This window comes from Bradyrhizobium sp. Kon37, assembly GCF_055807535.1.
Window position 1 is genome coordinate 116,654 of the sequence record NZ_JBVVOY010000015.1, and the last position, 25,253, is coordinate 141,906.

The 25,253-nt window shown below is 64.5% G+C and carries 25 protein-coding genes and 1 pseudogene; 21 read left to right on the forward strand and 5 right to left on the reverse strand.

Annotated elements, in window-relative coordinates; translation table 11 throughout:
* Positions 1–4 precede the first annotated feature (4 nt).
* The 18 genes from nuoH (at position 5) to AC0L3J_RS25155 (ending at position 18,076) form a co-directional block, all read left to right on the forward strand.
* The gene (gene nuoH, locus AC0L3J_RS25070; RefSeq protein ID WP_007603555.1) at positions 5–1,072 is read left to right on the forward strand and encodes an NADH-quinone oxidoreductase subunit NuoH; all 1,068 of its coding nucleotides are present in this window, start codon (positions 5–7) and stop codon (positions 1,070–1,072) included.
* 14 nt (positions 1,073–1,086) lie between these two features.
* Complete coding sequence (nuoI, locus tag AC0L3J_RS25075) at positions 1,087–1,575, forward strand: NADH-quinone oxidoreductase subunit NuoI (RefSeq protein WP_026232873.1); 489 nt, start codon at positions 1,087–1,089, stop codon at positions 1,573–1,575.
* A 9-nt stretch (positions 1,576–1,584) separates the two neighbouring features.
* Positions 1,585–2,223, forward strand: coding sequence for an NADH-quinone oxidoreductase subunit J (locus AC0L3J_RS25080; RefSeq protein ID WP_007610978.1), 639 nt, complete (start codon positions 1,585–1,587; stop codon positions 2,221–2,223).
* Positions 2,220–2,528 carry an NADH-quinone oxidoreductase subunit NuoK gene (gene nuoK, locus AC0L3J_RS25085; RefSeq protein WP_007603558.1) on the forward strand — a complete coding sequence of 103 codons (309 nt, stop codon included), beginning with the start codon at positions 2,220–2,222 and terminating at the stop codon, positions 2,526–2,528. Before AC0L3J_RS25080 ends, nuoK begins: the two co-directional genes overlap by 4 nt.
* Positions 2,529–2,589: 61 nt before the next feature.
* Complete coding sequence (gene nuoL / locus AC0L3J_RS25090; RefSeq protein WP_473348647.1) at positions 2,590–4,689, forward strand: NADH-quinone oxidoreductase subunit L; 2,100 nt, start codon at positions 2,590–2,592, stop codon at positions 4,687–4,689.
* A gap of 1 nt (position 4,690) precedes the next feature.
* The gene (locus tag AC0L3J_RS25095) at positions 4,691–6,199 is read left to right on the forward strand and encodes an NADH-quinone oxidoreductase subunit M (protein ID WP_473348648.1); all 1,509 of its coding nucleotides are present in this window, start codon (positions 4,691–4,693) and stop codon (positions 6,197–6,199) included.
* 22 nt (positions 6,200–6,221) lie between these two features.
* Positions 6,222–7,658 (forward strand): NADH-quinone oxidoreductase subunit NuoN, encoded by a 1,437-nt coding sequence (gene nuoN, locus AC0L3J_RS25100; protein WP_007610975.1) that lies wholly within the window; start codon positions 6,222–6,224, stop codon positions 7,656–7,658.
* Between the two features lies 1 nt (position 7,659).
* Positions 7,660–8,466, forward strand: coding sequence for a biotin--[acetyl-CoA-carboxylase] ligase (locus AC0L3J_RS25105; RefSeq protein WP_473348649.1), 807 nt, complete (start codon positions 7,660–7,662; stop codon positions 8,464–8,466).
* Positions 8,466–10,136, forward strand: coding sequence for a ribonuclease J (locus AC0L3J_RS25110; RefSeq protein WP_473289333.1), 1,671 nt, complete (start codon positions 8,466–8,468; stop codon positions 10,134–10,136). Before AC0L3J_RS25105 ends, AC0L3J_RS25110 begins: the two co-directional genes overlap by 1 nt.
* Before the next feature lie 13 nt (positions 10,137–10,149).
* Positions 10,150–10,554, forward strand: coding sequence for a methylmalonyl-CoA epimerase (mce, locus tag AC0L3J_RS25115; protein WP_106944962.1), 405 nt, complete (start codon positions 10,150–10,152; stop codon positions 10,552–10,554).
* Between the two features lie 9 nt (positions 10,555–10,563).
* Positions 10,564–10,839, forward strand: a complete 276-nt coding sequence (locus tag AC0L3J_RS25120) for a DUF1467 family protein (protein WP_473289330.1) — start codon at positions 10,564–10,566, stop codon at positions 10,837–10,839.
* A 30-nt stretch (positions 10,840–10,869) separates the two neighbouring features.
* Positions 10,870–11,217 carry a hypothetical protein gene (locus AC0L3J_RS25125; RefSeq protein ID WP_007603574.1) on the forward strand — a complete coding sequence of 116 codons (348 nt, stop codon included), beginning with the start codon at positions 10,870–10,872 and terminating at the stop codon, positions 11,215–11,217.
* Between the two features lie 31 nt (positions 11,218–11,248).
* Positions 11,249–12,529: an S-methyl-5-thioribose kinase gene (mtnK, locus tag AC0L3J_RS25130; RefSeq protein WP_473348650.1), complete on the forward strand. Its 1,281-nt coding sequence runs from the start codon at positions 11,249–11,251 to the stop codon at positions 12,527–12,529.
* Positions 12,530–12,662: 133 nt separating this feature from the next.
* Positions 12,663–14,252 carry an ABC transporter substrate-binding protein gene (locus tag AC0L3J_RS25135; RefSeq protein ID WP_473348651.1) on the forward strand — a complete coding sequence of 530 codons (1,590 nt, stop codon included), beginning with the start codon at positions 12,663–12,665 and terminating at the stop codon, positions 14,250–14,252.
* 60 nt (positions 14,253–14,312) lie between these two features.
* Positions 14,313–15,236 carry an ABC transporter permease gene (locus AC0L3J_RS25140; protein ID WP_473348682.1) on the forward strand — a complete coding sequence of 308 codons (924 nt, stop codon included), beginning with the start codon at positions 14,313–14,315 and terminating at the stop codon, positions 15,234–15,236.
* A complete protein-coding gene (locus tag AC0L3J_RS25145; protein ID WP_027518234.1) occupies positions 15,233–16,054 on the forward strand; it encodes an ABC transporter permease in 822 nt (273 codons plus the stop codon). Before AC0L3J_RS25140 ends, AC0L3J_RS25145 begins: the two co-directional genes overlap by 4 nt.
* Complete coding sequence (locus AC0L3J_RS25150; protein WP_473348652.1) at positions 16,051–17,031, forward strand: ABC transporter ATP-binding protein; 981 nt, start codon at positions 16,051–16,053, stop codon at positions 17,029–17,031. The genes AC0L3J_RS25145 and AC0L3J_RS25150 overlap by 4 nt, the downstream gene beginning before the upstream one ends.
* Positions 17,024–18,076 (forward strand): ABC transporter ATP-binding protein, encoded by a 1,053-nt coding sequence (locus tag AC0L3J_RS25155; RefSeq protein ID WP_473348653.1) that lies wholly within the window; start codon positions 17,024–17,026, stop codon positions 18,074–18,076. Before AC0L3J_RS25150 ends, AC0L3J_RS25155 begins: the two co-directional genes overlap by 8 nt.
* 97 nt (positions 18,077–18,173) lie before the next feature.
* Here AC0L3J_RS25155 and AC0L3J_RS25160 read toward each other — a convergent pair whose 3' ends face one another.
* The 3 genes and pseudogenes from AC0L3J_RS25160 to AC0L3J_RS25170 form a co-directional block, all read right to left on the reverse strand.
* Positions 18,174–18,794 (reverse strand): alpha/beta hydrolase, encoded by a 621-nt coding sequence (locus AC0L3J_RS25160; protein ID WP_473348654.1) that lies wholly within the window; start codon positions 18,792–18,794, stop codon positions 18,174–18,176.
* Positions 18,795–18,796: 2 nt separating this feature from the next.
* Positions 18,797–19,408 carry a hydrolase gene (locus AC0L3J_RS25165; RefSeq protein WP_473348655.1) on the reverse strand — a complete coding sequence of 204 codons (612 nt, stop codon included), beginning with the start codon at positions 19,406–19,408 and terminating at the stop codon, positions 18,797–18,799.
* Positions 19,409–19,880: 472 nt separating this feature from the next.
* A pseudogene (locus AC0L3J_RS25170) lies at positions 19,881–20,819 on the reverse strand (alpha/beta fold hydrolase); the annotation flags it as partial.
* 105 nt (positions 20,820–20,924) lie between these two features.
* On the opposite strand from AC0L3J_RS25170, the gene AC0L3J_RS25175 reads away from it, so the two are divergent.
* Complete coding sequence (locus tag AC0L3J_RS25175) at positions 20,925–21,884, forward strand: LysR family transcriptional regulator (protein WP_473348656.1); 960 nt, start codon at positions 20,925–20,927, stop codon at positions 21,882–21,884.
* A gap of 118 nt (positions 21,885–22,002) precedes the next feature.
* Here AC0L3J_RS25175 and AC0L3J_RS25180 read toward each other — a convergent pair whose 3' ends face one another.
* Positions 22,003–22,626, reverse strand: a complete 624-nt coding sequence (locus AC0L3J_RS25180; RefSeq protein WP_473348657.1) for a LysR family transcriptional regulator — start codon at positions 22,624–22,626, stop codon at positions 22,003–22,005.
* Positions 22,627–22,755: 129 nt separating this feature from the next.
* Here AC0L3J_RS25180 and AC0L3J_RS25185 point away from each other — a divergent pair, with 129 nt between their 5' ends.
* Both AC0L3J_RS25185 and AC0L3J_RS25190 read left to right on the forward strand, forming a co-directional pair.
* Positions 22,756–23,148 carry a RidA family protein gene (locus AC0L3J_RS25185; protein WP_473348658.1) on the forward strand — a complete coding sequence of 131 codons (393 nt, stop codon included), beginning with the start codon at positions 22,756–22,758 and terminating at the stop codon, positions 23,146–23,148.
* A gap of 42 nt (positions 23,149–23,190) precedes the next feature.
* The gene (locus AC0L3J_RS25190) at positions 23,191–23,895 is read left to right on the forward strand and encodes an L-2-amino-thiazoline-4-carboxylic acid hydrolase (protein ID WP_473348659.1); all 705 of its coding nucleotides are present in this window, start codon (positions 23,191–23,193) and stop codon (positions 23,893–23,895) included.
* A 327-nt stretch (positions 23,896–24,222) separates the two neighbouring features.
* Here AC0L3J_RS25190 and AC0L3J_RS25195 read toward each other — a convergent pair whose 3' ends face one another.
* Positions 24,223–25,251, reverse strand: coding sequence for an ABC transporter permease (locus AC0L3J_RS25195; RefSeq protein WP_247819375.1), 1,029 nt, complete (start codon positions 25,249–25,251; stop codon positions 24,223–24,225).
* Positions 25,252–25,253 lie beyond the last annotated feature (2 nt).

Consider the following 25,253-nt stretch of genomic DNA (forward strand, 5'->3'; position numbering starts at 1 on the left):
GCCGATGGAATTCTTCGAAAGCGCATTCTGGACCGGGTTCCTCTGGCCGCTGATCATCATGATCGCGGAGAGCGTCCTGGTGCTGGTCGTCCTGCTGGTGGCGATCGCCTACATCCTGCTGGCCGACCGCAAGATCTGGGCGGCGGTGCAGATCCGCCGCGGCCCGAACGTGGTAGGGCCCTGGGGTCTGCTGCAATCATTCGCCGACCTCCTAAAGTTCGTGCTGAAGGAGCCGATCATCCCATCCGGCGCCAACAAGGGCGTGTTTCTCTTGGCTCCCTTGGTCTCATGCGTGCTTGCGCTCGCCGCCTGGGCGGTGATCCCGACCAATCTCGGCTGGGTGATCTCCGACATCAATGTCGGCGTTCTCTTCATCTTCGCGATCTCGTCGCTGTCGATCTACGGCATCATCATGGCCGGCTGGTCGTCGAACTCGAAATATCCGTTCCTGGCGGCGCTGCGCTCGGCGGCGCAGATGGTCTCCTACGAGGTCTCGATCGGCTTCGTCATCATCACGGTGCTGCTCTGCGCCGGCACGCTGAACCTCTCGGCCGTTGTCGAGGCGCAGCATGTCCGCGGCCTCGCCAGCCTGATCGGGTTGCCGCAGCTCACCATCCTGAACTGGTACGTCTGGCCGCTGTTCCCGATGTTCGTGATCTTCTACGTCTCGGCGCTGGCTGAAACCAACCGCCCGCCGTTCGACCTCGTCGAAGCGGAATCCGAGCTCGTCGCCGGCTTCATGGTCGAGTACGGCTCGACGCCGTATCTTCTGTTCATGCTCGGCGAGTATGTCGCGATTGCCACGATGTGCGCGATGGCGACGATCCTGTTCCTGGGAGGCTGGCTGCCGCCGGTGGATCTGCCGCCCTTCAACTGGGTGCCGGGGATCATCTGGTTCTCGCTAAAGCTGTTCTTCATGTTCTTCCTGTTCGCGATGGCCAAGGCGATCGTGCCGCGCTACCGCTACGATCAACTGATGCGCCTCGGCTGGAAGGTGTTCCTGCCGTTGTCGCTGGCGATGGTGATCGTGGTGGCAGGTGTGCTGCACTTTGCCGGCATCGCACCGAAGTGAGGGCCGTCATGGGTATCAACATCAACGCCACTGCACGCTCGCTCCTGTTGTCGGAATTCGTCTCGGCGTTCTTCCTCGCCATGCGCTATTTTTTCCAGCCGAAGCCGACGCTGAACTATCCCTTCGAGAAGGGCCCGATCTCGCCGCGCTTCCGCGGCGAGCATGCGCTGCGCCGCTATCCGAACGGCGAAGAGCGCTGCATCGCCTGCAAGCTGTGCGAAGCGGTCTGCCCGGCCCAGGCCATCACCATCGAGGCCGGCCCGCGCCGCAACGACGGCACCCGCCGCACAGTGCGCTACGACATCGACATGGTGAAGTGCATCTATTGCGGCCTCTGCCAGGAAGCCTGTCCGGTCGACGCCATCGTCGAAGGTCCGAACTTCGAGTTCGCGACCGAGACCCGCGAGGAACTGTTCTATGACAAGGCCAAGCTGCTCGCCAATGGCGATCGCTGGGAACGCGAGATCGCGAAAGCGATCGAGCTCGACGCGCCGTACCGGTGAGATGAGAGCATGATCCTTCCCGCGCTGTTCTTCTATCTGTTCGCCGGCGTCTGTGTCGCCTCGGCGGTGATGGTGATTGTCTCGCGCAATCCCGTGCACTCCGTGCTGTACCTGATCCTGGCCTTCGTCAACGCCTCCGGCCTGTTCGTGCTGATGGGCGCCGAATTCCTGGCGATGATCCTGATCGTGGTCTATGTCGGCGCGGTCGCGGTGCTGTTCCTGTTCGTGATCATGATGCTCGACGTCGATTTCCTCGAGCTGCGCGAGGGCTTCATCGAGTACCTGCCGGTCGGCCTCGTGATCGGCGGCATCTTCCTGTTCGAGCTGCTGCTCACCGTCGGCTTCTGGGTCATCAACCCCGGCGTCGCCAAGACGATCACGGCGGCGATCCCGACCAACGTCTCCAATACCGAGGCGTTGGGCCTGGTGCTCTATACCAAGTACATCCACTACTTCCAGCTCTCGGGCATGGTGCTGCTGGTCGCGATGATCGGCGCCATCGTGCTGACGCTGCGGCACAAGGCGAGCGTCAAGCGGCAGGACATCAACGTTCAGAACGCGCGCACGCCCGAAATAGCGATGGCGATCCGCAAGGTGGCGCCGGGGCAGGGACTCCAGGACTCTGACGCGGCGGAGTGGGTGAAATGACGATCGGGCTCGGACATTATCTGGCGGTCGGCGCGATCCTGTTCACGCTCGGCATCCTCGGCATCTTCCTGAACCGCAAGAACATCATCGTCATCCTGATGTCGATCGAGCTGATCCTGCTCGCGGTCAACGTCAACCTCGTGGCGTTCTCGACCTTCCTCGGCGACATCGTCGGGCAGGTCTTCGCGCTCCTGGTGCTCACCGTCGCGGCCGCTGAAGCCGCGATCGGTCTCGCCATCCTGGTGGTCTATTTCCGCAACCGCGGCTCGATCGCGGTTGAGGACGTCAATCTGATGAAGGGCTGATCGCATGATCCGGAAAAGTGGATACCGGTTTTCCGACCAGATCATGCGGAAAGATTAAATCATGGTCCAGGCAATCGTCTTTCTGCCTCTGCTGGGCGCTATTCTGGCCGGCTTGATCGCGCTTTTCGGCGCGCATGCCCGCAACCCCTCGGGCGACACGGTCGAGCATCACGATGATCACGGCCATGGCGCGCACGCCCATGCGTCGGACGCCATCAACGAGGATGCGTCGGTCATCCACGAGACCCATCACGAACCCGGCGACGGCCACGACGACCACCACGTCTCCGAGCCGCCGGCGGCGGGCTCGCGCGGCGCCGAGCTGATCACCACGGCGTTGCTGTTCGTGTCGGCGGCGCTGTCCTGGATGACGCTGGTCGATGTCGGCTTCATGCGCCATGACATGCGCATTCCGCTGCTGCCGTGGATCCTCTCCGGCGATCTCCAGGTCTACTGGACGCTGCGGGTCGACACGCTCACCGCCGTGATGCTGGTGGTGGTGACCACCGTGTCATCGCTCGTGCACCTCTATTCCATCGGCTACATGGACGAGGACCCGAACCGGCCGCGCTTTTTCGGCTATCTCTCGCTGTTCACCTTCGCCATGCTGATGCTGGTGACCGCGGACAACCTCGTGCAGCTGTTCTTCGGCTGGGAAGGCGTGGGTCTGGCGAGCTACCTCCTGATCGGCTTCTGGTACCAGAAGCCCTCGGCGAACGCCGCCGCCATCAAGGCCTTCGTGGTCAACCGCGTCGGCGACTTTGGTTTTGCGCTCGGCATTTTCGCGATCTTCCTGCTGACGAACTCGACCGATTTCGAGACCATCTTCCATGCCGCACCCAGCCTGACCGGCAAGACCATCGACTTCCTCGGCTGGCACGCCGACGCGCTGACCCTGACCTGTCTATTGCTGTTCATGGGCGCGATGGGCAAATCGGCGCAGTTCCTGCTGCACACCTGGTTGCCGGACGCGATGGAAGGCCCGACCCCGGTGTCGGCGCTGATCCACGCCGCGACCATGGTCACCGCCGGCGTGTTCATGGTGGCGCGTCTGTCGCCGCTGTTCGAGCTCGCGCCGAACGCGCAGGCCGTCGTGATGTTCTTCGGCGCCACCACGGCGTTCTTCGCGGCGACCATTGGCCTCGTCCAGAACGACATCAAGCGCATCGTCGCTTACTCGACCTGTTCGCAGCTCGGCTACATGTTCGTGGCGATGGGGGCAGGGGCCTATTCGGTCGGCATGTTCCATTTGTTCACGCACGCCTTCTTCAAGGCGCTATTGTTCCTGGGCTCCGGCTCGGTGATCTACGCGATGCACCACGAGCAGGACATCCGCAACATGGGCGGCCTGTGGCGCAAGATCCCCTACACCTACGCGGTGATGGTGGTCGGCACGCTCGCGCTCACCGGCTTCCCGCTCACCGCCGGCTATTTCTCCAAGGACGCGATCATCGAGTCCGCCTACGCCTCGCACAATCCGTTCGCGATGTACGGCTTCCTGATGACGGTCGTCGCGGCCGGCCTGACCTCGTTCTACTCGTGGCGCCTGATCTTCAAGACCTTCCACGGCGAGCCGCATGACGATCACCACTACGAGGCCGCGCATGAAGCGCCGATCTGGATGCTGATCCCGATCGGTGTGCTCGCGGTCGGCTCCATCCTGGCCGGCTTCCCCTTCAAGGAGCTATTCGCCGGTCACGGCATCGAAGAGTTCTTCCGCGAATCCGTGAAGATGAACCCGCACATCATCGAGGAGATGCACCACATCCCCGAGACCATCGCCTTCCTGCCGACGGTGATGATGGTGCTGGGCTTCCTGGTGTCATACCTGTTCTACATCCGCCGGCCTTATCTGCCGGTCGAACTCGCGAACACGCAGCCGATGCTGTACAAATTCCTGCTCAACAAATGGTACTTCGACGAGCTCTACGACATCATCTTCGTCCGACCGGCGAAGTGGATCGGCTACCAGCTCTGGAAGAAGGGCGACGGCTTCATCATCGACGGGCTCGGTCCCGACGGCGTCTCGGCCCGGGTGCTGGACGTCACCCGCAACGTCGTGAAGATCCAGACCGGCTATCTCTACCATTACGCGTTCGCCATGCTGATCGGTGCCGCCGGCCTGATCACCTGGTTCATGTTCGGCTTTGGGGGCCAGTAAAATGACGACCTGGCCAATTCTATCCGTCACGACGTTCCTGCCGCTGGTCGGCGCGCTGATCGTCTATCTCAGCCGCGGCGATGACGAGGCAGCCCGGCGCAACTCGCGCTGGATCGCGCTGTGGACCACGCTGATCACCTTCGCGGTGTCGGTGATTCTGGTCATGCGGTTCGATGCGTCCAACGCCGACTTCCAGTTCGTCGAGAAGGCGAACTGGCTCGCCACCGGCATCACCTACCACATGGGCGTGGACGGCATCTCGTTGCCGCTGGTGATCCTGACCACCGCCATCATGCCGTTCTGCATCATCGCGAGCTGGAAGGCGATCACGAACCGCGTCCGCGAATACATGATGGCGTTCCTGATCCTGGAAACGCTGATGATCGGCACCTTCTCGGCGCTCGATCTCGTGCTGTTCTACCTGTTCTTCGAAGGCGGCCTGATCCCGATGTTCCTGATCATCGGCGTCTGGGGCGGTCCGCGCCGGGTCTATGCGTCCTTCAAGTTCTTCCTCTACACGCTGCTCGGCTCGGTCCTGATGCTGCTCGCCATCATGGCGCTGTACTGGAACGGCGGCACCACCGACATCCCGACCCTGATGCACACCGCCGTGCCGCGCTCGCTGCAGACCTGGGCGTGGCTCGCCTTCTTCGCCTCGTTCGCGGTGAAGATGCCGATGTGGCCGGTGCACACCTGGCTCCCCGACGCCCACGTCGAGGCGCCGACGGCGGGCTCGGTGGTCCTGGCTGCGATCATGCTGAAGATGGGCGGCTACGGCTTCCTGCGTTTCTCGCTGCCGATGTTCCCGCTCGCCTCGCACGACTTCGCGCCGCTGATGTTCACGCTCTCGGCCATCGCCATCATCTACACCTCGCTGGTGGCGCTGATGCAGGAGGACATGAAGAAGCTGATTGCGTACTCCTCGGTGGCGCATATGGGCTTCGTCACCATGGGCATCTTCGCGGGCACCATGCAGGGCGTCGCTGGCGGCGTGTTCCAGATGATCTCGCACGGCATCGTCTCCGGCGCGCTGTTCCTCTGCGTCGGCATCGTCTACGACCGCATGCACACTCGCGAGATCGCGGCCTATGGCGGCCTCGTCAACCGGATGCCGCTCTACGCGCTGACCTTCATGGTCTTCACCATGGCCAATGTCGGCCTGCCCGGCACCTCCGGCTTCGTCGGCGAGTTCATGACGCTGCTCGGCACCTTCAAGGTCTCGATCCCGACCGCGTTCTTCGCCACCTTCGGCGTGATCTTGTCGGCCTGCTACGCGCTGTGGCTCTACCGCAAGGTGGTGTTCGGGGCGCTGGTCAAGCCGTCGCTGGCGAGCATGAAGGATCTCACCTTCCGGGAGGGCCTGACGCTGTTCCCGCTGATCGCGCTGACGATCCTGTTCGGCATCTATCCGAAGCCGGTGCTCGACATGTCGGCGGCCTCGGTCCAGCAACTCGTCAACAATTACAACACCGCTGTGACGGCCGTGAAGGCCGCCGCACTGCTCCAGTGAGCGGGCAGGTCAGGATATCGCCATGAGCTTTGAGACTGCAGGTTATCAACTGGCGCCGGTGCTGCCCGAGCTCGTGCTCGCGGTTGGGGCCATGGCACTCCTGATGCTCGGCGCCTATCGCGGGCAGGAGACCACCAAGACGGTCACGACGCTTGCGGTGCTGCTCCTGATCGTGGTCGGCGTGCTCGAATACATGTTGCCCGCGGGCAAGCACGTAACCTTCGGCGGCAGCTTCATCGTCGATGATTTTGCCCGCTTCATGAAAATCCTGGCCCTGATCGGCTCGGCCGTGACGCTGGTGCTGTCGACCGAGTTCCTGTCGGATCCATCGCGCCGCATCTTCGAATACGCGATCCTGGTGCTGCTCTCGACGCTCGGCATGATGGTGCTGATCTCGGCCGGCGACCTGATCTCGCTCTATCTCGGCCTCGAATTGATGTCGCTGGCGCTTTACGTCGTCGCGGCCTCCAACCGCGACAACGCCAAGTCGACCGAAGCCGGCCTGAAGTACTTCGTGCTCGGCGCGCTGTCCTCGGGCATGCTGCTCTACGGCTCCTCGCTGATCTATGGCTTCACCGGCACCGTCGCCTTCACCGGCATCGCGGCGGCCGCGACGATCTCGAATGTCGGCCTGGTGTTCGGCCTCGTGTTCCTGCTTGCCGGCCTCTGCTTCAAGGTCTCGGCGGTGCCGTTCCACATGTGGACGCCCGACGTCTACGAGGGCGCGCCGACGCCCGTGACGGCCTTCTTCGCCTCGGCGCCGAAGGTGGCCGCGCTCGCGGTCTTCACCCGCGTTACGCTGACCGCATTCCCGGGCATCGTCTCGCAATGGCAGCAGATCCTGGTGTTCGTGGCGATCGCTTCGATGGCGCTGGGCTCGTTCGCCGCGATCGGGCAGAGCAACATCAAGCGCCTGATGGCCTATTCCTCGATCGGCCATATGGGCTTTGCCCTGGTCGGCCTCGCGGCGGGCACGGTGGAGGGCGCGCAGGGCGTACTGATGTACATCGTGATCTATGTCGCGATGACGCTGGGCTCCTTCGCCATCATCCTGGCCATGAAGCGCAACGGCCAGCCGGTCGAGCAGATCAGCGATTTCGCTGGTCTCTCGCGAACCAATCCGCTGCTCGCCTTCATGTTCGCGATGCTGCTGTTCTCGCTCGCCGGCATTCCGCCGCTCGCCGGCTTCTTTGCCAAATGGTACGTCTTCGTCGCCGCCATCAAGGCGAATTTGTTCACGCTCGCCGTGATCGGCGTGCTGACCAGCGTGGTCGGCGCCTACTACTATCTCAGCATCGTCAAGACGATGTATTTCGACGAGCCGGCCGGACAGGTCGATCCGGTGCGCGTCGAAGTCAAGACGGTGCTGGCGGTCGCTGGCCTGTTCAACATTCTCTTCGCGTTGTTCGCGGGCCCGGTGGTGAGCGTCGCTTCCGCCGCGGCAAAGTCGCTGTTCTAGGATGGCATTCGCGCTCGGTCCTCGTGCGGCATCGGCGGGCTACAAGCTCGCAGCTTTCGAACGAACCGGCTCGACCAATACCGAGGCGATCGAGCACGCAAGGGGCGGCGAACGCGGCCCGATGTGGTTCGTGACGTCGGAGCAGACCGCCGGCCGTGGCCGCCGCCAACGCGCCTGGATCGCACCGAAGGGTAACCTTGCGGCCAGCGTCCTCGAAGTCCTCGACGTCGCCCCTTCCGTCGCCGCGACGATCGGCTTTGCGGCCGGGCTGGCCGAGGAGGCCGCCTTGGAGAAGGTCAGCCTGGAGGCGGCACTGCGCCTCGGCGAGGGCCGTCCCCGCTACGCCCTGAAATGGCCGAACGACGTGCTGGCCGGCGGCAAGAAGCTGGTCGGCATCGGCCTGGAGGCCGAAGCCATCGGCGAGCGCCTTGCCATCGTCGTCGGCATCGGCACCAATGTCGTCGCCGCGCCCGAGGGCACGCCCACGCCTGCGGTGTCACTGGCCGCGCTCGGCGTCCAGATCAGCGCGGAGGAGTTGTTCTCGGCGCTCTCGGACGCCTGGGTGGAATTCCGCGGTATCTGGGACAATGGCCGCGGCTTTGCCGAAATTCGCAAATTGTGGCTGGAGCGCGCCGCCGGCCTCGGCGAGCGGGTCGCGATCCACACGGGAGTGATGACGCTGGAAGGCATTTTTGACACGATCGACGACACCGGCTGCCTGATCGTCCGCACCGCGGAGGGCCGGCGCGTGCCGGTGGCCGCCGGCGAGGTGTTCTTCGGCACGGCCGCCTCCGTGGGAGCTGCGTGATGGCGAAGCCTGAAGAACTGGTATTTGCACCGCTCGGCGGCGTCGGCGAGATCGGCATGAATTTGTCGATCTACGGTCTCGGCAACCGCCAGCAGCGCGCCTGGCTCGCGATCGATCTCGGCGTCTCCTTCGGGGACGAGGAGCATCTGCCGGGCATCGACCTGATCATGCCGGACGTCAGCTTCCTGGAGAAGGAACGCAAGAACCTGATGGGGCTGGTGCTGACCCACGCCCATGAGGACCATTTCGGCGCCATTATCGACCTGTGGCCGAAGCTGAAATGCCCGATCTACGCGACGCAGTTCAGCGCCGCGCTGTTCGAGGCCAAATGCGCCGCCGAGCGCAATGCGCCGAAGATCCCGGTGACGGTAGTGCCGTCGGGCGGGCGCGTCGATATCGGGCCGTTCAACGTCGAGTTCATCCCGGTCGCGCATTCGATTCCGGAGTCGCATGCGCTGGCGATTCACACCGACGTCGGCACGGTGCTGCACACCGGCGACTGGAAGATCGATCCGACCCCGATCATCGGCCGCCCGACCGACGAAAAGCGGCTGCGGGAGCTCGGCGATGCGGGCCTGCTCGCCCTGATCGGCGATTCCACCAACGCCGTGCGCGACGGCCGCTCACCCTCGGAAGCCGAGGTTGCGAGATCCATCACCGAGCTCGTCAAGGCCGCCAAGGGCCGCGTCGCGGTCACGACCTTTGCCTCCAACGTCGCGCGCCTCAAGGCGGTCGCCATCGCTGCGAAGGCCGCCGACCGTGAGGTCGTCGTGGTCGGCCGCGCCATGGAGCGCGTGGTGCAGGTCGCGCGCGAGACCGGCTATCTCGACGGCGTGCAGAGCTTCCGCTCGCCCGACGTCTACGGTCATCTGCCGCAGGACAAGGTGCTGGCGCTCTGCACCGGGAGCCAGGGCGAGCCCCGCGCCGCGCTGGCGCGCATCGCCAATGACGACCATCCCGAAATCACGCTCAACCGCGGCGACAGCGTGATCTTCTCCTCGCGCACCATTCCCGGCAACGAGAAGGCGGTCGGCGCCATCATCAATGGCCTGGTCTTGCAGGGCGTGGAGGTCATCACCGACCGCGACCAGCTGGTCCATGTCTCCGGTCATCCCCGCCGGGACGAATTGCGCGACATGATCGCCTGGACCAGGCCGCAGCTCCTGATCCCGGTCCATGGCGAGGCTCTGCACCTGAACGAGCACGCCAAGCTCGCGCGTGCCGCCGGCGTGCCGCGCGTGCTGGTTTGCCGCAACGGCGATCTCGTCAAGCTCGGCCCCGGCGATCCCGGCATCATTGGGCAAGTGCCCGCGGGCCGTCTCTACAAGGACGGCACGATTCTGGAGGACTCCAAGTCCCGCGCGGTGGTCGAGCGGCGCCGCATGGCGTTCTCCGGCTGCGCCTTTGTCGCCATCGTCATGACGGAGCAGGGCGAGCTTGCCGACGATCCCGCGGTCGAACTGGTCGGCATCCCCGAGAAGAACAAAGCGGGCGAGCCCTTCGACGACATCGTCTTCGACGCCGTGGTCTCCACCGTCGAAGGTCTTCCGAAGGCGCGCCGTCGCGACGCGGACGCGCTGGCGGAGTCGGTGCGACGCGCTGTCCGCTCCGTGATCAACGAACATTGGGGCAAAAAGCCCCCCTGTCTGGTACACGTCCTGACAGTGTAACGGGAGAAGAACAATGCTGGGCCGGCTCAACCATGTCGCGATCGCGACCAAGGACGCCGTCAAGGCCGCCAGGATCTATGGCGCCGCGTTCGGGGCCCAGATATCGGAGGCCGTCGCGCTGCCCGAGCATGGCGTCACCACCGTGTTCGCGACGCTGCCCAACACCAAGATCGAGTTCATCGAGCCGCTCGGCGAGGCCTCGCCGATCGCTAAGTTCCTCGATCGCAACGCCGACGGCGGCATCCACCACGTCTGCTACGAGGTGGTCGACATCATCGCCTCGCGCGACACGCTGGTGAAGGAGGGCGCAAGGGTGCTCGGCGACGGCGTGCCGAAGATCGGCGCCCACGGCAAGCCGGTGCTGTTCCTGCACCCGAAGGATTTTTCCGGCGCGCTGGTCGAAATCGAGCAGGCATAGGCCGAAGCCATGGCCATCCAGATCTCAACCGCAATCGCGATCTACTTCGTCATCTGGTGGGTCGCGCTGTTCCTGACGCTGCCGTTCGGCGTGCGCAGCCAGCACGAGGACGGCGTCGGAGTGCCGGGCAGCGACCCCGGCGCGCCGATCCTGACGCGGATGAGGAGCAAGCTGATCTGGACCACGATCATCTCGGCGATCATCTACGGGGTCGCCATGGTCGCCTATCACGCCGGCTATCTCTCGATCGAACGCCTGTCGAAATTGATGGGCATGCCGTTCTAAGAATTTTTGGTTGGCTTTGTTGGGGGACCAATGACTTTTCAGCGGATCGTCGTCGCGCTTCTGGTGCTGATCGTCGCGGGCCTCGGTGCCATCGGCTATTTCGAGTGGAAGATGGCCGTGCAGGTGCGCACCCTGAAGGCGTTCGTCGAGGGCTACGTCTTCAACGAGGCCGTGATCGCCTGCGAGCAGGCCAAGAGCTCGACGCCGTTCAAGTGGAACGGCGGCAAAAGCACCGCGGTGATCGGCCTGAACTCGGTCAAAACAGACAAATACACCGTCAGCGCCAGCTACACGCTGGTGGCGGACAGCGTCTATTGTGATTACGATCCGATCAAAAGAAAGGCCGAGATCGGCTCGAGCTTCCTGGAGCGGGAGTAACGATCCGGCCCCTATATGGGATGGGATCGTCATGGCGCAGGGGCAGGGGGACTACCGGATTCTGCATGAGGCTGACTTGCGGGATTATCTCGCAGGCGTTGCGGATATCGCTGCGACCCTCGGTGGCGAGCCGGCCTCCTGGTCGATCACGGAGGTCGGCGACGGCAATCTCAATCTCGTTTTCATCGTCAAGGGCGGCCGCGGCGGCGTCGCCGTGAAGCAGGCGCTGCCCTATGTCCGCTTGGTCGGCGAGAGCTGGCCGCTGCCGCTGTCCCGCGCTCATTACGAATATCTCGCTTTGTCGCGGCAGGCCGAGCTCGCGCCCGGCCTCGTGCCGGCGCTGCTGCATCACAACGAGGCCCTGGCGCTGACGGTGATGGAGCTGCTCGAGCCCCACATCATCATGCGCAAGGGGATGGTTGCCGGTTCGCAATATCCGCGCTTTGTCGATGACATCACCACCTTCATGGCGCGGATCTTGTTCTTCACCTCCGACCTCGCGCTGTCGGCGGCCGAGAAGAAGCAAGGCATCGCCGCCTTCGCCGGCAACCATGCGCTGTGCAAGATCACCGAGGATCTGATCTTCACCGATCCCTACCGCATCGCCGAGCAGAACCGCTGGACCGCGCCGTATCTCGATGCGCTCGCCGCAGAGCTGCGCGAGGACATGGATCTGCATGTCGCGATCTCCCGGCTGAAGCTGAAGTTCATGGCGAGCCCCGAGGCGCTGCTCCACGGCGACCTGCACACCGGCTCGATCATGGTGACGGACAGCGAGACGCGGGTGATCGACCCCGAATTCGCATTCTACGGCCCAATGGGTTTCGATGTCGGCGCCGTGCTGGCCAACCTGCTGATGGCCTATTTTGCCTCCGCCGGCCATGAGCGCGTGCCGGGCGAACGGCGTGCGTTCGAAGTCTGGGTGCTGGAGACGGTCGAGCAGGTCTGGAACGCGTTCGCCCGCAAGTTCCTCGAGCTCTGGCGCGCTGGCGCCGCAGGCGATGCCTATCCCGCCTCGCTCTTCGCCGGCGAGACAGGCGCGGCACGCCTGGAAGCCGAGCGGCAGGCCTACATGCAGCGGCTGTTCGCGGACACGGTCGGCTTCGCCGCGGCAAAAACCATCCGCCGTATCTTCGGTCTCGCCCACAACATCGACTTCGAGCTGATCGAGGATCCGCGCCGGCGCGCGACCAGCGAAGCACGCGCGGTGCGGCTGGCAAGGACGATGATGCTGGAGGCAGCGGCGTTTCCGACCATTGCGGACGTTACTTCTGCAGCGCGAAAATTGTGCGACTGGCAGCCGGAGTTCTAGCGGGCGTCCTTGCAAATCGGCGGGACCCGCGCGCGACGCTCGCACACGTCAACCCCTTCAAGGTGCTTGCGCTCGACCCGCCGTGGATGGTCAACTCTCGGACCGGAGCACGGCTTGCGTTGTCGGAGGGACCATGATGTTCAGGATAGTGGCGATTGTCGCGGGTCTGGGGCTGGCACTGGCCGCCACGGCGGAGGCCCAGACACCGCGCAAGGGCGGAACCATCCGCATGACCGCGCCTTATGGCTCGAGTTTCACAAGCCTGGACATTCTTACCACGCAGCGCGCCCAGGACGAGATCTACGCCAAGGCCCTGCACCGGTCGCTCTACATCTGGAATTCCACGGAAGGCAAGCCGGTTCTGGAGCTTGCCAAGGAGGACGTCGTCTCGGGCGGAGGTCTCGTTCACACCTTCAAGCTGCGCGACGACGCCTATTTCCACAACGGCCGCAAGATGACGGCCGACGACATCATCTGGACCTACAACCGCATCATGGATGGCACCAAGGCATATCCCGGCGCGCGCTATGTCCGCGTGATCGAGGGCGCGGCGGCGGTCGAGAAGGGCCAGGCCAAGGAGATCTCCGGCCTGAAGAAGATCGACGACTTCACCATCGAGATGAAGCTGACCGAGAAAGTCGATCCAGGTTTCTACTTCTGGAACGCGATCACGTCGATCTACCCCGCCGACGAAGCCGCCAAGGAGAGCTTTCTCCAGAAGCCGATCGGTCTTGGGCCTTTCAAATTCGTCGAGCACGTGCCGGGATCGCGCATCGTCCTGGAGCGGTGGGACCGGTTCTACAAGCCCGGCAAGCCCTACGCCGACAAGATCATCGTGTCGGTCATGGGGGAGGCCGCGGCACGCGATGTCGCCTTCCGCAACAAGGAGATCGACACCTCGGTGCTCGGACCGGCGCAATATGTCGCCTATCAGAACGACGCCGACCTCAAGGGCACTGTGGTCGAAGTCGCCGAGGTCTTCACCCGCTACATGGGGATGAATCCCGCGTTCAAGCCGTTCGCCGACAAGCGGGTCCGGCAGGCGATCAACTACGCGATCGACACCGACCTGATCATCAACAAGCTGGTCAAGGGCAAGGCCTACCGGGCCACCAGCTGGCTGCCGCTGACCTCTACCGCCTACGACAAGGCCATGAAGCCCTACGCCTTCGATCCCGCCAAGGCCAAGCAGCTGCTCGCTGACGCCGGCTATCCCTCGGGCTTCGAATTCGAATGGACCACCAGCCAGAACGAGAGCTGGGGTCTGCCGATCGTCTCGGCCGTGATCCCGATGCTGGACAGGGTGGGCATCAAGGCGAAGGTCAAGCAGGTCGAGACCGCGGTGCTGGCGGAGGTAGTCCGCAGCGGCGACTACCAGGCGTTTGTCTATTCCCAGGCGACCGGACCCGATCCCCAGGCCGCCCTCAAATGCTTCCACTCGGCGACGCCGCAATCGGCCTGCAACTACATGAACTTCAAGAATGCCGAGTTCGACAAGCTGATCGACGAGGCCGGGCAGTCCGATGACGCTGCAAAGCGTACCCAGCTGCTGCAGAAGGCCAATGCGCTGCTCTACGAAGAGGCGCCGGTCTGGTTCTTCAACTACAACAAGGCGGTCATGGCGGTGCAGCCGTGGCTCAAGGGGGTTCAGCTGAACGCGACCGAACTGACCCATCAGAACGTCGAAGACCTCTGGGTCGATGAGACCTCGCCCGCGAAGTGACACGCGCTCTCGCGCTCCCTCCGTCGCCATGAACGACGGAGGGAGAGAGGAAAAGTGCCGATGCTCTCCTTCCTGTTCCGCCGCCTCCTGCAGACCATCCCGACCGTGCTCGCCGTGGTGGCTCTGGTGTTCGTGCTGTTCAGCGTCGTTCCAGGCAGCATCGTCTCGTCCATGAGCGACGATGCCGATCCGCAGGTCGAGCTGCGCATGAAGAAGCAGCTCGGCCTCGACGATCCCATCTATGTCCGCTTCGGCGCCTACATCGCCAAGCTTGCGACCGGTGATTTCGGCACGTCGTTCCGGACGCGCGAGCCTGTGACGTTCATGATCGCCAAACGGATATGGCCGACGCTCCAGCTCATCTTCACCGCCATGGCGTTTTCCGTCGTGATCGGCGTTCCCCTGGGTTTCATCGCCGCGCTCAAGCCGGGAGGCATCGTCGACACGCTGGCCATGGTGGTGGCGGTGTCAGGACTTTCGATCGCCAAATTCTGGCTCGGACTGGTGCTGATGTATCTGTTTGCGTTGAAGCTCGGTTGGCTGCCGAGTTTCGGCTATGGCGATGGCGGACTGAAATACCTGATCCTGCCTGCCGTGACGCTCGGCGTCTCCCCGATGGCGCTGTTCGCCCGGACCACACGCGCCGCTGTCCTCGAGATCATGACCGCGGATTTCGTCCGCACCGCGCGCTCCAAGGGCATGAGCGAGACGCGGGTCGTGAAGTGGCATGTGATGCGCAACGCGCTTGTCATCATCCTCACCACCGTCGGCCTGCAGTTCGGCGCGCTGATGGGGCAGGCGGTCGTGGTCGAAAAGCTGTATTCCTGGCCGGGCATCGGCTCGCTGCTGGTGGACAGTGTCCTGCAGCGCGACATTCCGGCCGTCCAGGGCTCCATTCTCGTCGTGGTGCTGTCCTTCCTCGCCATCAATCTGCTGATCGACGTGCTCTACGGTGTGATCGATCCCAGGATCAGATACGCATGAAGCTCCGCGCCAATCTCGTCATCGGTGGCGCGCTGTTCGCGCTTGCGATCCTGGTCGGCCTGCTCGCGCCATGGCTGGCGCATACCGATCCTGTGCTGGACGCCAATCTGCTCAACGCGGAAGAGCCTCCGAGCTGGACCTGGTGGTTCGGCACCGACGACCAGGGCCGCGACATCTATTCCCGCGTCGTCTACGGCGCGCGCGTTTCGCTGACGGTCGGCATCGTCTCGCAGCTCATCAACAGCGTCATCGGCGTCGCGCTGGGCCTGAGCGCCGGCTATTGGGGCGGCTGGTGGGACGATGTCGTCAACGGCCTGACCAATCTCATGCTCGCGATCCCATCGCTGATCTTCGCGCTGGCCATCATGGCGGTGCTTGGTCCCGGCCTGACCAGCCTGCTGATCGCACTCGGCTTGACCAACTGGTCCTTCACGTGCCGGATCGCGCGGGCCTCGGCGCTGTCGCTGAGGAGCCAGGGCTATGTGCAGGCCGCAACCGTGCTCGGCTACGGCGATCTGCGCATCATGATCACCCAGCTGCTGCCGAACATGCTGGGGCCGATCGTCGTCATCGGCACGCTCGGCATGGGCAGCGCGGTGCTGTCGGAAGCCGCATTGTCGTTTCTCGGCCTCGGCGTCCGCCCGCCGTTTCCGAGCTGGGGCAGCATGTTGTCGGATGCCCGCGACCAGATCACGACGGCGCCGTGGCTCTCGGTGTTTCCCGGCCTTGCCATCTTCCTGACGGTGCTCGGCCTCAATCTGCTCGGCGACGGCCTGCGCGACATTCTCGACCCGCAATCGCGGAGCCGGCGCACATGACCGGCGCGCCGCTGATCGAAGTCGAGGATTTGCGCATCGATCTCGACGACGGATCGCGGCGCGTTGCGGCGGCCGAGGGCATTTCATTCCGCATCGATCGCGGCGAGACCTTCGGCCTCGTCGGCGAATCCGGCTGCGGCAAGAGCATCACGGCGCTCGCCTTGATCGGCCTGTTGCGCCAGCCGTTGTCGATCGGCGGCGGCGTCATCCGGTTCGAGGGGCGGGAGATCCAGCACCTTTCAGCCGCCCGGCAACGGGAGCTGCGCGGCAATCGCATCGCCATGATCTTCCAGGAGCCGATGACGGCGCTGAACCCGGTCTCGCCGGTGGGCCGGCAGATCGCCGAGATGTTCGTGCTGCACAAGGGCAAAAGCTGGCGGGAGGCTGACCAGTTGGCGGTCGAGGCGCTGGCGAGCGTCCGCGTTCCCGCGCCGGAGCGGCGCGTGAAGGACTACCCGCACCAGCTGTCCGGCGGCATGCGTCAGCGCGTGATGATCGCCATCGCATTGGCCTGCGGTCCGGATCTCCTGATCGCCGACGAGCCGACCACGGCACTCGACGTGACCGTGCAAGCCGAAATCATCGAGCTGATGCGGAATTTGTGCGCCGAGCGGGGAACTGCCATCCTGATGATCAGCCACGATCTGGGGCTGGTCGCCAATGTCTGTCGCCGCGTGGCCGTGATGTATGCCGGCCGCATCGTCGAGGAGCGCGGCTCGGCCGACATCTTCCGGGCACCTTCGCACCCCTATACGCGAGGCCTGGTCGCCTCGCTGCCGCGGCTCGGCAGTCGCGCAGCCCTTGGCCGCAGCCGGCTGACGGAGATCGCGGGCGTGGTCCCGGCCATCACGAATTTTCCCGACGGCTGCCGGTTCAATCCGCGTTGCGCGCAGGCGACCGATATTTGCCGGACCACCGCGCCGGGAGCGGATTTGCTGGAGGCCGGCGGTCTGGTCAGGTGTCATCACCATGCATGAGGCGCAGGACAGGTTGGGTGAGACACGGCCGGACGACGACGTCATTCTCAGCGTCAGGGATCTCGCGGTCCATTTTCCGCTCGGCGGCGGCTTGCTCGGGCGCAGCCGTCGGCTGCTCCGTGCCGTCGACGGCGTCGATCTCACCCTGAAGCGGGGCGAATGCCTCGGCCTTGTCGGCGAGTCCGGCTCCGGCAAATCGACCGTCGCATTGTCGATCCTTGGCCTCGTGACGCCGACGCGCGGCCACATCGTGCTGGACGGACAGGACGTGACCAACCGGCCATCCGGCGATCGAAAGGCGCTGGCCCGCATCGTGCAGATCGTGTTTCAGGATCCCTACGCCTCGCTCAATCCGCGCCAGACCGTTCGCCGCACGCTGGAAGATCCCCTGCGTGTGCATGGCGTCACGGCCAAGAGCGAGATCGAGGACCGCGTCGCGAAGATGCTGCGGCATGTGGGCCTGCGGCCTGAGCAGGCCGACCGCTACCCGCATGAATTCTCCGGCGGCCAGCGCCAGCGCATCGGCATTGCGCGTGCGCTGATCCTCAACCCGAAGATCGTCATCTGCGACGAACCGGTCTCGGCGCTCGATGTCTCGATCCGCGCCCAGATCATCAATCTGCTGCTGGAATTGAAGGAGACGCTCGGTCTCTCCTACATCATGATCAGCCACGATCTCGGCGTGGTCGAGCACATGAGCGACAAGGTCGCCGTCATGTATCTCGGCCGCATCGTCGAGAACGGCCACTGGCGCGAGATTTTCGAACGGCCGGCGCACCCCTACACCCAAGCCCTGATCGCCGCCATCCCCGATCCCTTGCGCCACGCACCGTTGGCAACGACAGGCGGCGATCTTCCCAATCCGCTCAATCCGCCGAACGGATGCGCGTTCAGCCCGCGGTGTCGCTATGCGGAAGCGGTGTGCCGCCGCGAACCCGGGCCGGCGCTGGAGACGCGTGCTGACGGACATGCGGTGCGATGCTGGCGAGCGGATGAGATTGCGGGGCAGGCGGCGTTGGTGTCGACCGAGGGCGAACATTTTTAGGAAGGCGTGCGGCGACCGAAGCGGAAAAGTTGGTGAGCCATCCGCTGCGTGGCCAGAAGCGGCAGTTGAGCCGCCCTCGAACACGAGCGACTGAACGCTATAGAAGGCATAGAAAGCGTCTCACGAATGTCAGCGCGGTCTGCGCCACCTCCCGCCAGCCGCTGTTTATGGGCCGCGAGCGGTCGTGTCGCGGAAGTTGGACGAACTCGGTAACAGGGTGCTTGTTGCGCTTCTGCCGTTCGTGGGCGGCGCGGGTGACCGATGGCGGCACGGTGTGGTCGCGTTCGCCGGAGATCGTCAGCAGCGGTCCACGCCCGGCGGCCTCGACGTCGACGGGAGCCTCGGTCCAGACGGGCAGCTCCAGCACCCCGCGAAACGGAGCCGGTTCGATCGCCACCGTCGCAGCCGAAAGCCCGCGCCCGGCCAGGGTCTGCGCGATCAGCCCGCCAAACGAATGGCCGATCAGCGCCGGGCGGCGGTCCAGCGCCCCGGCGATGCGGGCGAAATGCGCCGCGACCTCGCCGATGGTTTCCGGTGCCGCGGCGCCGCCCAGCTCCGCCGGCCATCCGGGCGCCAACGGAGCATAGCCGGCGGCCTCGAACATTTCGGCCCATCGGTCCCACGAGCTCGGCTTCGACCACAGGCCATGGATGAAGATGACCGGCGGCTTCTGCGATGCGTTAGTCCGCTCGATCATCGCAGCGTCGACGGTCTCCATGATCAGTGGCCTTCGACCGCGAACAGGATCTCCGAAAAGCCGGTCACTGTTGCCGCGCGGTTCCAGTCCCGCTGCAGTTCGCAGATCAGCTGCACCCAGCTGGTGGGCTGGGCACCGGCTTGGACCAGGCGCAGCAGGCCGGCGTCGTGCGCCTCGCGGGAGGTGCCACCCACCGCGTCGACCACCGGATAGACTTCGAAACCCTCCTGTAGCGCGTCCAGCGCCGGGTGCACGAGGCACACCTCGGTCCAGAGCGCCGTTATGATCAGCTTCTTGCGGCCGGTGTTGCGGACTGCGGCGACGAAGTCCGCGTCCTCCCACGCGTTGATCGAGGTCCGGTCGATTGGCGCGACATCCGGAAAAACATCCGATATCTGGTGGATGGTGGGTTGGTTGCGACCGGTGGCGACATTCACGGTAGCGATCACCGTCGGCAGGGCGAATAGCTTCGCGGTCCTGGCCACCGCGGTGATGTTGGCGACGAGGGTCCGCTTGGGCATCGATTGGATCGAGCTGACCTGAACCGGTTGGTAGTCGATGATCACCAAAGCCGCATTATGCGGGGTCAAAAGCTGGTCGGTCTTGGGATCGCGGATGGTGGGCAACGACGTCATCGGAATTTCCTTTGGATTTGAAGTGCTCTGGAGCAGGTCAGTGGGATGCGGGCGGAGGGACGAAAGCCGTGTCGCTGGGGCCGATCCCGGTCAGACGGACGACCGCACCCTCGGCCCGTGTGAAGGCGAAGTGCGCAACGCCGCCGGGCTCGGTGTAGAGGCCGCCTGCCGTCAATGGCTTGACCGGCGCGTCGGAAACCTTGCTGCCGTAACCGAAGTACCAGGTGCCGGAGATCACCGTGGCGAAGCGGTCGTCGCGGTGGGTGTGCGGTGCGATCGCGGTGTTCGGCGGCACGTGAATTTCGAGCACATACGGGCCGGCCTTGGCGGGGTCGCCCGAGAGCAGCACGGTACGGATAGCAGCAACTCCGGAGGTGCCGGCGCCTGCGCCGGACTGCGGCATTGCCTGCGTCTGCTCCAGCGTCAGAGCGGTCTGACCCAGGTGTCCGTTCTCCGCGGCGACGGGCCGTTCGTTGAGGAAGGCCTCGATCGCGGCCGACGTAGCCGCGGGTTGCTCCTCCATCAGCCAGTGCCCGGAACCTCCGATGACCCGCTCCTGCACGTCGACCGCGCCGGCCTGCATCACCGCCGCCATTGCGGGGCCGAAGGATGCACCGCCCCCGATCGCGAGAACCGGCATGAGCAGCTTGCCGTGCGCCGAGAGCCAGGCGCGGTTGTCGATCGCGTCCTGATCGAAGGCGGCGAACTGGCGGAAGCCGGCGTGCATGCGCCCCGGCGCGGCGTAAAGCTGCGCGTAGTGGGCTCGGGACGCCTCCGGGAAATTGGCCGGATTGGCCGAGAACTCGTTCCAGAACCGGTCGAGATAGATCCGCTCGCGGCCGGCGACAAGGCGCTCCATATCCGGCCCGCCGAACCGGAAGTGCCACAGCAACGGGTTCTTCAGGATGTCTTCCCACGGCCCGACGCCCGGCACCGGCGCATCCATCAGCACCAGCTTCGTCACCCGCCCGGCGTGCCGCGAGGCCAGAGCGAACGCGACCATGTTGCCGATGTCGTGCGCCACGATGTCAGCGCGCGGCGCTTGCAGCGTGTTCATCACGCCGACGATGTCTTCCGCCTGATTGACCTTCTCGAAACCGGCCTCGGCGCGGGCGGAAAGGCCCATGCCCCGCAGATCGGGCACGATCACCGTGTGATTGCGAGCAAGGTTCGTCGCGAGCGGCGCCCACATGTCTCCGGTCTCGCCATAGCCATGCAGCAGCACGACCGTCGGTCCAGACCCGCCGACCCGGACGTGGAGGGTCGTGCCATTGGTCGCGACCTCTTCGGTGTGGAAGGTATTCGGGAAATCCGTGGGCCCGTCGGCCGCCGACGCGGCGGCGGTGCCGGCCAGGATGGCGAGCGCGGCTCCGGTGAGGGCAAACCGGCGAAGCTGGTCGGGGACGTTCATGGGCGATCTCCTGTGTTGGCCTTTTTCGTAGACGCAAAGCTAGACGAGGAAGATCGTTGGGATTAGCTAGTACCCAGGCCAAGCATTTTTGACTGGAGCGCAAAGGTGGCAGCAGATACCGCGGACCGTGCCCGGGAACTGGAAGTGTTCTGCGCGGTCATCGACGGCGGCAGCTTCTCGGCTGCGGGCCGCGCGTTTGGACTGACGCCGTCGGCCGTGAGCCGCACTCTGGACCGGGTCGAGCAGCGGCTCGGCGTACGCTTGCTGTTGCGGACGACGCGCGCGTTGACGCCGACCGCGGAAGGCCGCGCCTATCTCAGCGCGGCCCGCCGCATTCTCGCCGATCTCGACGAAGCCGAGCAGGCGATCTCCGACCAGGGTTCGCCGCGCGGCCGCATCCGGGTCAGCGCTGCGGTCTCCCACGGGCGTCTTTGCATCGTGCCTCTGCTTGGCGAGTTCGTGCGCCGCTATCCGAACATCGTGGTCGACATCAATCTTGGCGATGGGATCGTTGACGTCGCTGCGGGGCAGGCGGATGTGGCGGTTCGCGGCGGTCCGCTGACTGACAGCGCGCTCACGGCGCGGCGCCTCAGCGAGAACGGCCGAACCATCGTCGCCTCGCCGGGCTACCTGGCGCGCTGGGGCGTGCCCGAAACGCCGGAAGACCTCTACAACCACAATTGCCTGAATTTCAGTTTTCGCCGGGCCGAGCCGGTTTGGCCGTTCCGCCGGGACGGAGTCGACTTCGCCCTGAAGGTGCGAGGCGCCATCGAGGCGAACAGTGGCGAGACACTGGGCCAGCTGGCGCTCGACGGCGTCGGCATCGCCCGTGTCGGCAATTTCAGTCTCGGTGACGCGATCGCGGAGGGGCGCCTGGTCCCGCTTCTCGAACCGTTCAATCCTGGTGACAAGGAGATCTTCCACGCCGTCTTCGTCGGCGGGCCGAACATGCCTGCTCGCGTCCGAGTGTTCGTGGACTATCTTGTGGAGTGCATGGGCGGCAGTCGTGTTGAGGGAAAATCTGGTTGGCACGCGAGGCGTGGAACGGAATCGGTTTCGACCTGACGCGACGGAGGCGGTCGACGGTTTCGGCTCTCCAGAACCTATGATGTCTGGTGCTATCGATATCCGCCAACGACATATGAAATGGCGTCGCGGCGAGGCTATCGATTGTCGGTCGAGCCTATCGTCTGACGCCGACCAGACGAGGGCGGGGATTTGCGAGCGCCTTCCCGACGGGCAGGGCACGCAGCCATTCGCGGAAGCTGACGATCTCGGGGCAATCCGCCGTACCCTCAGGCGCAATCAGCCAATCACCCAACCCAGATCCCTGATCGATCCGGTCGCAGCGATAGCCGGGATGGTGGCCGAGGCCGCGGGCGATCAGCAGATCGACCTTGCCTTCGACCAATTCGTGCAGGCCGGCCGGATGCAGCACCCGCAAGCCGATCTCTGCATGCGTGCTGCGAAACGCTGCTAGATCGAGGCGGCGGAGGTCGAAGCTGCCATGGACGCCCAATTGCAGCAGCACTGCACCAGCCGGTTTCAACTGTGAGGTCGCCTCCGCGATGTGGCGAAAGCCTTCGGAGACGCCGGGCAGATAGGCCTGACCGGCCGCGGTGAGGATGAGCTGCTTATGCAGCCGCTCGAACAGCTGCACGCCGAGGCGCGCCTCCAGCGCTTTCACCTGCTGCCCCACGGCGGCGGGCGTCACGTGCAGCTCGTGCGCGGCGAGCTTGAAGCTGAGATGCCGGGCGGCGGCTTCGAACGCGCGGAGCGCGTTGAGTGGTGGAAGGATGTAGGTCATCGGGCTCCATTTTGACACTGATGGGCTGCGGCCTTGCAATAGATTTTCTTGCGCTGAGCCGCAGCAATGATGCTTTGCGAAGCGGCGATGGCGCCGGCTACGGTCGAACCCGCAATCCGGAGAAACCCTATGTCCCCAGCTCACATCGTCAGCCACAATCCCGCAACCGTGCACGCTCCCGCCGGCGGCTACTGCATGGGACTTGAACTGACGCAGCATCGACGACTGTTGTTCATCAGCGGCCAGGTGCCCCAGAGATCCGACGGCACCGTGCCTGACGGTTTTGAGGCGCAGTGCGAGCAGGCCTGGCGCAATTTGATCGAGGTGCTCGCTGCCGCCGGCCTTGGCGTCGCGCATCTGGTCAAGGTCAACACGTTCCTGACCGACCGCAATCAACTCGTGGCCAACCGCTCCATTCGTCGCGCAGTGCTGGGCGACCACCAGCCCGCGCTGACGGTGGTGATCGTCGAGACCGTCGACAGCAAATGGCTGCTGGAGATCGAGGCGATCGCCGCGGAATGAAACCAGCCGACATTGCAATGAGCCAATCATATCAGGTGTCCCATGGCTGAGATCATCCATCCGTTTTACGAAGCGCATCGCGGTGCCATGGAGGCCGCCATGCGCGAGCGGCTCGACCTGGCCGAAGCGATGCTGCGTGAGCGCGCGCAGCTTTCCGAGATCGACGGCATCAGGCGGGAGGTGATGAACGAATTCGAAATCGTGCTCACCCAGATGCCCTATGTCGGCGGCGCGGCGAGCCGCATGAGCGATTTCTTCATGCGCCTGATGGGCTTCATGGCGATCAGCCGGGTGCTGCGGCGCCACGGCGTGCCGGTGCCTGTGATCGGCGAGATCGAGCGGGAAACCTACAAGGCGCAATTGCTCACCATATCGGAAGCAGAACGTCTCGCCGCGGGTCGTCAATTCATGTCGCCAGAGAACCAGGCCCTGCTACGCGGGCAGGCGGCGAGAAGCGCGACCGAAAGCCATCAGACCGAGTTTCCGGAAGACTTCGTCTACGATTTCGTCGAGCCTGATACGGGTGACAGTTTTGAATTCGGCATCAACTACAAGGCTTGCGGCTTCTGCAAACTCGCGGCGCGCCACGGCGACAAGGACATCCTGCCGAACATCTGCGGGCTCGATTTCGTCGCCTACGCAGCGCGCGGCATCCGCCTGGAGAGGACACAGACGCTAGCGGGCGGTGCGAGCCACTGTAACTTCCGGTTCTCGCGGCTTGCGTTGGATGAGAAGGCGGAGAGTTAGGCCGCCCTCTCATGCTCTGCGATTGAGGGTGAGGCTGGATTGCCCCTGCTGTCACCTCGTCATTGCGAGCGCAGCGAAGCAATCCAGAATCGTTCCGCGGCGGCAGTCTGGATTGCTTCGCTGCGCTCGCAATGACGGAGGTTGGGGCGCTGTCCGGAGCCGACCCGCGCACATCGCCATGATGACATCCTGCTCCTGTTTTGCCCGACGAGTCAAACGCCGCTGCAGTCGCACTCGCGCAATTTCGGGTTTTTGTAACCCGTTGAATTCCCTCACACTGTCTACTGTGCATGGGGTTGTTTTCGCGTTTTTTGTTTTGAGGGCTGTCTATTCCACTGCTTTCTCCCTCAGCCGCTGCGCATAGACGTTGATGACCAGCGCCGCCAGCAGGATCAGGCCGCGGATCAGGATCTTCAGGAAGCTATCGATGTTGACGTGGTCGAGGCCGTTGTTGAGAACGCCGAGAACGAAGAGACCGACGATGGTGTTGCCGATGCCGCCGCGGCCGCCGAACAGGCTGGTGCCGCCGACCACGACGGCAGCGATGGAGTCGAGCAGATAGGTGTCGAACTCGTTCTGCTGCGCGCTGCCGAAATGAGCGACACCGAGCATGCCGCCGATTCCGGAGCACACCGCCGAGATGACCATAACCGCGCCGAGGATGAGCTTGACGTTGAGGCCGGAATATTCGGCCGCCTCGCGGTTGCCGCCGACCATGTAGACGTAGCGGCCGAAGCGCGTGTAGGTCAGCACCAGATGTCCCAAGAGCAGCATGATTGCGGCGACGATGACGATCCATGGGATGCCGCCGATCGATCCGGAGCCGAGCGTGGTGATCACGCCGGGCACCTTGTAGGCGATCTGGCCGCGCACCAGCAGCGCCGAGATGCCGGCCGCGATCTGCATCATCGCCAAGGTCATGATGAAGGAGGGGATGCCGATCACGGTCAGCCCCAGCGCATTGACGAGGCCGAGAAACGCGCACAGCAAAATGGCCAGCAGGATCGCCGCGGCGCCGGGCAGGGGAATATTGGGAATGTTGACGTAGGATTCCTGGAGCGTGAAGTAGGCGACCGCGATGCCGGTGACGTTGGCGATGCTGGCAATCGAGAGGTCGATCTCCGCGCAGAGGATCACGAAGGTGAGGCCGACGGCGATGATGCCTGTGACCGACACCTGCGTCAGGATGTTGCCGAGATTGTCCAGCGTCGCGAACGAGGGGCTGGCCAGCGCAAAGAAGCCGGAGAGAAAGATCAGCGTCAGGAACGGGGCGATGTTGCGCATCTGCGAGCGCAGGAAAGGCGCAAGCCCTCGCGCCCGCTGCCCCGCCGCCAAAGCCGTGTCACTGCTCGCCATGG

Excerpts from the sequence above, each read along its gene's own strand:
- mtnK (WP_473348650.1), top strand. The coding sequence starts at position 11,249 with ATGGCGCAGGGGCAGGGGGACTACCGGATTCTGCATGAGGCTGACTTG.
- AC0L3J_RS25190 (WP_473348659.1), top strand. The coding sequence starts at position 23,191 with ATGGCTGAGATCATCCATCCGTTTTACGAAGCGCATCGCGGTGCCATG.
- nuoL (WP_473348647.1), top strand. The coding sequence starts at position 2,590 with ATGGTCCAGGCAATCGTCTTTCTGCCTCTGCTGGGCGCTATTCTGGCC.
- AC0L3J_RS25160 (WP_473348654.1), bottom strand. The coding sequence starts at position 18,794 with ATGGAGACCGTCGACGCTGCGATGATCGAGCGGACTAACGCATCGCAG.
- AC0L3J_RS25150 (WP_473348652.1), top strand. The coding sequence starts at position 16,051 with ATGACCGGCGCGCCGCTGATCGAAGTCGAGGATTTGCGCATCGATCTC.
- AC0L3J_RS25165 (WP_473348655.1), bottom strand. The coding sequence starts at position 19,408 with ATGACGTCGTTGCCCACCATCCGCGATCCCAAGACCGACCAGCTTTTG.
- AC0L3J_RS25080 (WP_007610978.1), top strand. The coding sequence starts at position 1,585 with ATGATCCTTCCCGCGCTGTTCTTCTATCTGTTCGCCGGCGTCTGTGTC.
- nuoH (WP_007603555.1), top strand. The coding sequence starts at position 5 with ATGGAATTCTTCGAAAGCGCATTCTGGACCGGGTTCCTCTGGCCGCTG.
- nuoN (WP_007610975.1), top strand. The coding sequence starts at position 6,222 with ATGAGCTTTGAGACTGCAGGTTATCAACTGGCGCCGGTGCTGCCCGAG.
- AC0L3J_RS25180 (WP_473348657.1), bottom strand. The coding sequence starts at position 22,626 with ATGACCTACATCCTTCCACCACTCAACGCGCTCCGCGCGTTCGAAGCC.
- AC0L3J_RS25155 (WP_473348653.1), top strand. The coding sequence starts at position 17,024 with ATGCATGAGGCGCAGGACAGGTTGGGTGAGACACGGCCGGACGACGAC.
- AC0L3J_RS25120 (WP_473289330.1), top strand. The coding sequence starts at position 10,564 with ATGGCCATCCAGATCTCAACCGCAATCGCGATCTACTTCGTCATCTGG.
- nuoK (WP_007603558.1), top strand. The coding sequence starts at position 2,220 with ATGACGATCGGGCTCGGACATTATCTGGCGGTCGGCGCGATCCTGTTC.
- AC0L3J_RS25185 (WP_473348658.1), top strand. The coding sequence starts at position 22,756 with ATGTCCCCAGCTCACATCGTCAGCCACAATCCCGCAACCGTGCACGCT.
- AC0L3J_RS25145 (WP_027518234.1), top strand. The coding sequence starts at position 15,233 with ATGAAGCTCCGCGCCAATCTCGTCATCGGTGGCGCGCTGTTCGCGCTT.
- AC0L3J_RS25195 (WP_247819375.1), bottom strand. The coding sequence starts at position 25,251 with ATGGCGAGCAGTGACACGGCTTTGGCGGCGGGGCAGCGGGCGCGAGGG.
- AC0L3J_RS25135 (WP_473348651.1), top strand. The coding sequence starts at position 12,663 with ATGATGTTCAGGATAGTGGCGATTGTCGCGGGTCTGGGGCTGGCACTG.
- AC0L3J_RS25095 (WP_473348648.1), top strand. The coding sequence starts at position 4,691 with ATGACGACCTGGCCAATTCTATCCGTCACGACGTTCCTGCCGCTGGTC.
- mce (WP_106944962.1), top strand. The coding sequence starts at position 10,150 with ATGCTGGGCCGGCTCAACCATGTCGCGATCGCGACCAAGGACGCCGTC.
- AC0L3J_RS25105 (WP_473348649.1), top strand. The coding sequence starts at position 7,660 with ATGGCATTCGCGCTCGGTCCTCGTGCGGCATCGGCGGGCTACAAGCTC.
- AC0L3J_RS25110 (WP_473289333.1), top strand. The coding sequence starts at position 8,466 with ATGGCGAAGCCTGAAGAACTGGTATTTGCACCGCTCGGCGGCGTCGGC.
- AC0L3J_RS25140 (WP_473348682.1), top strand. The coding sequence starts at position 14,313 with ATGCTCTCCTTCCTGTTCCGCCGCCTCCTGCAGACCATCCCGACCGTG.
- AC0L3J_RS25125 (WP_007603574.1), top strand. The coding sequence starts at position 10,870 with ATGACTTTTCAGCGGATCGTCGTCGCGCTTCTGGTGCTGATCGTCGCG.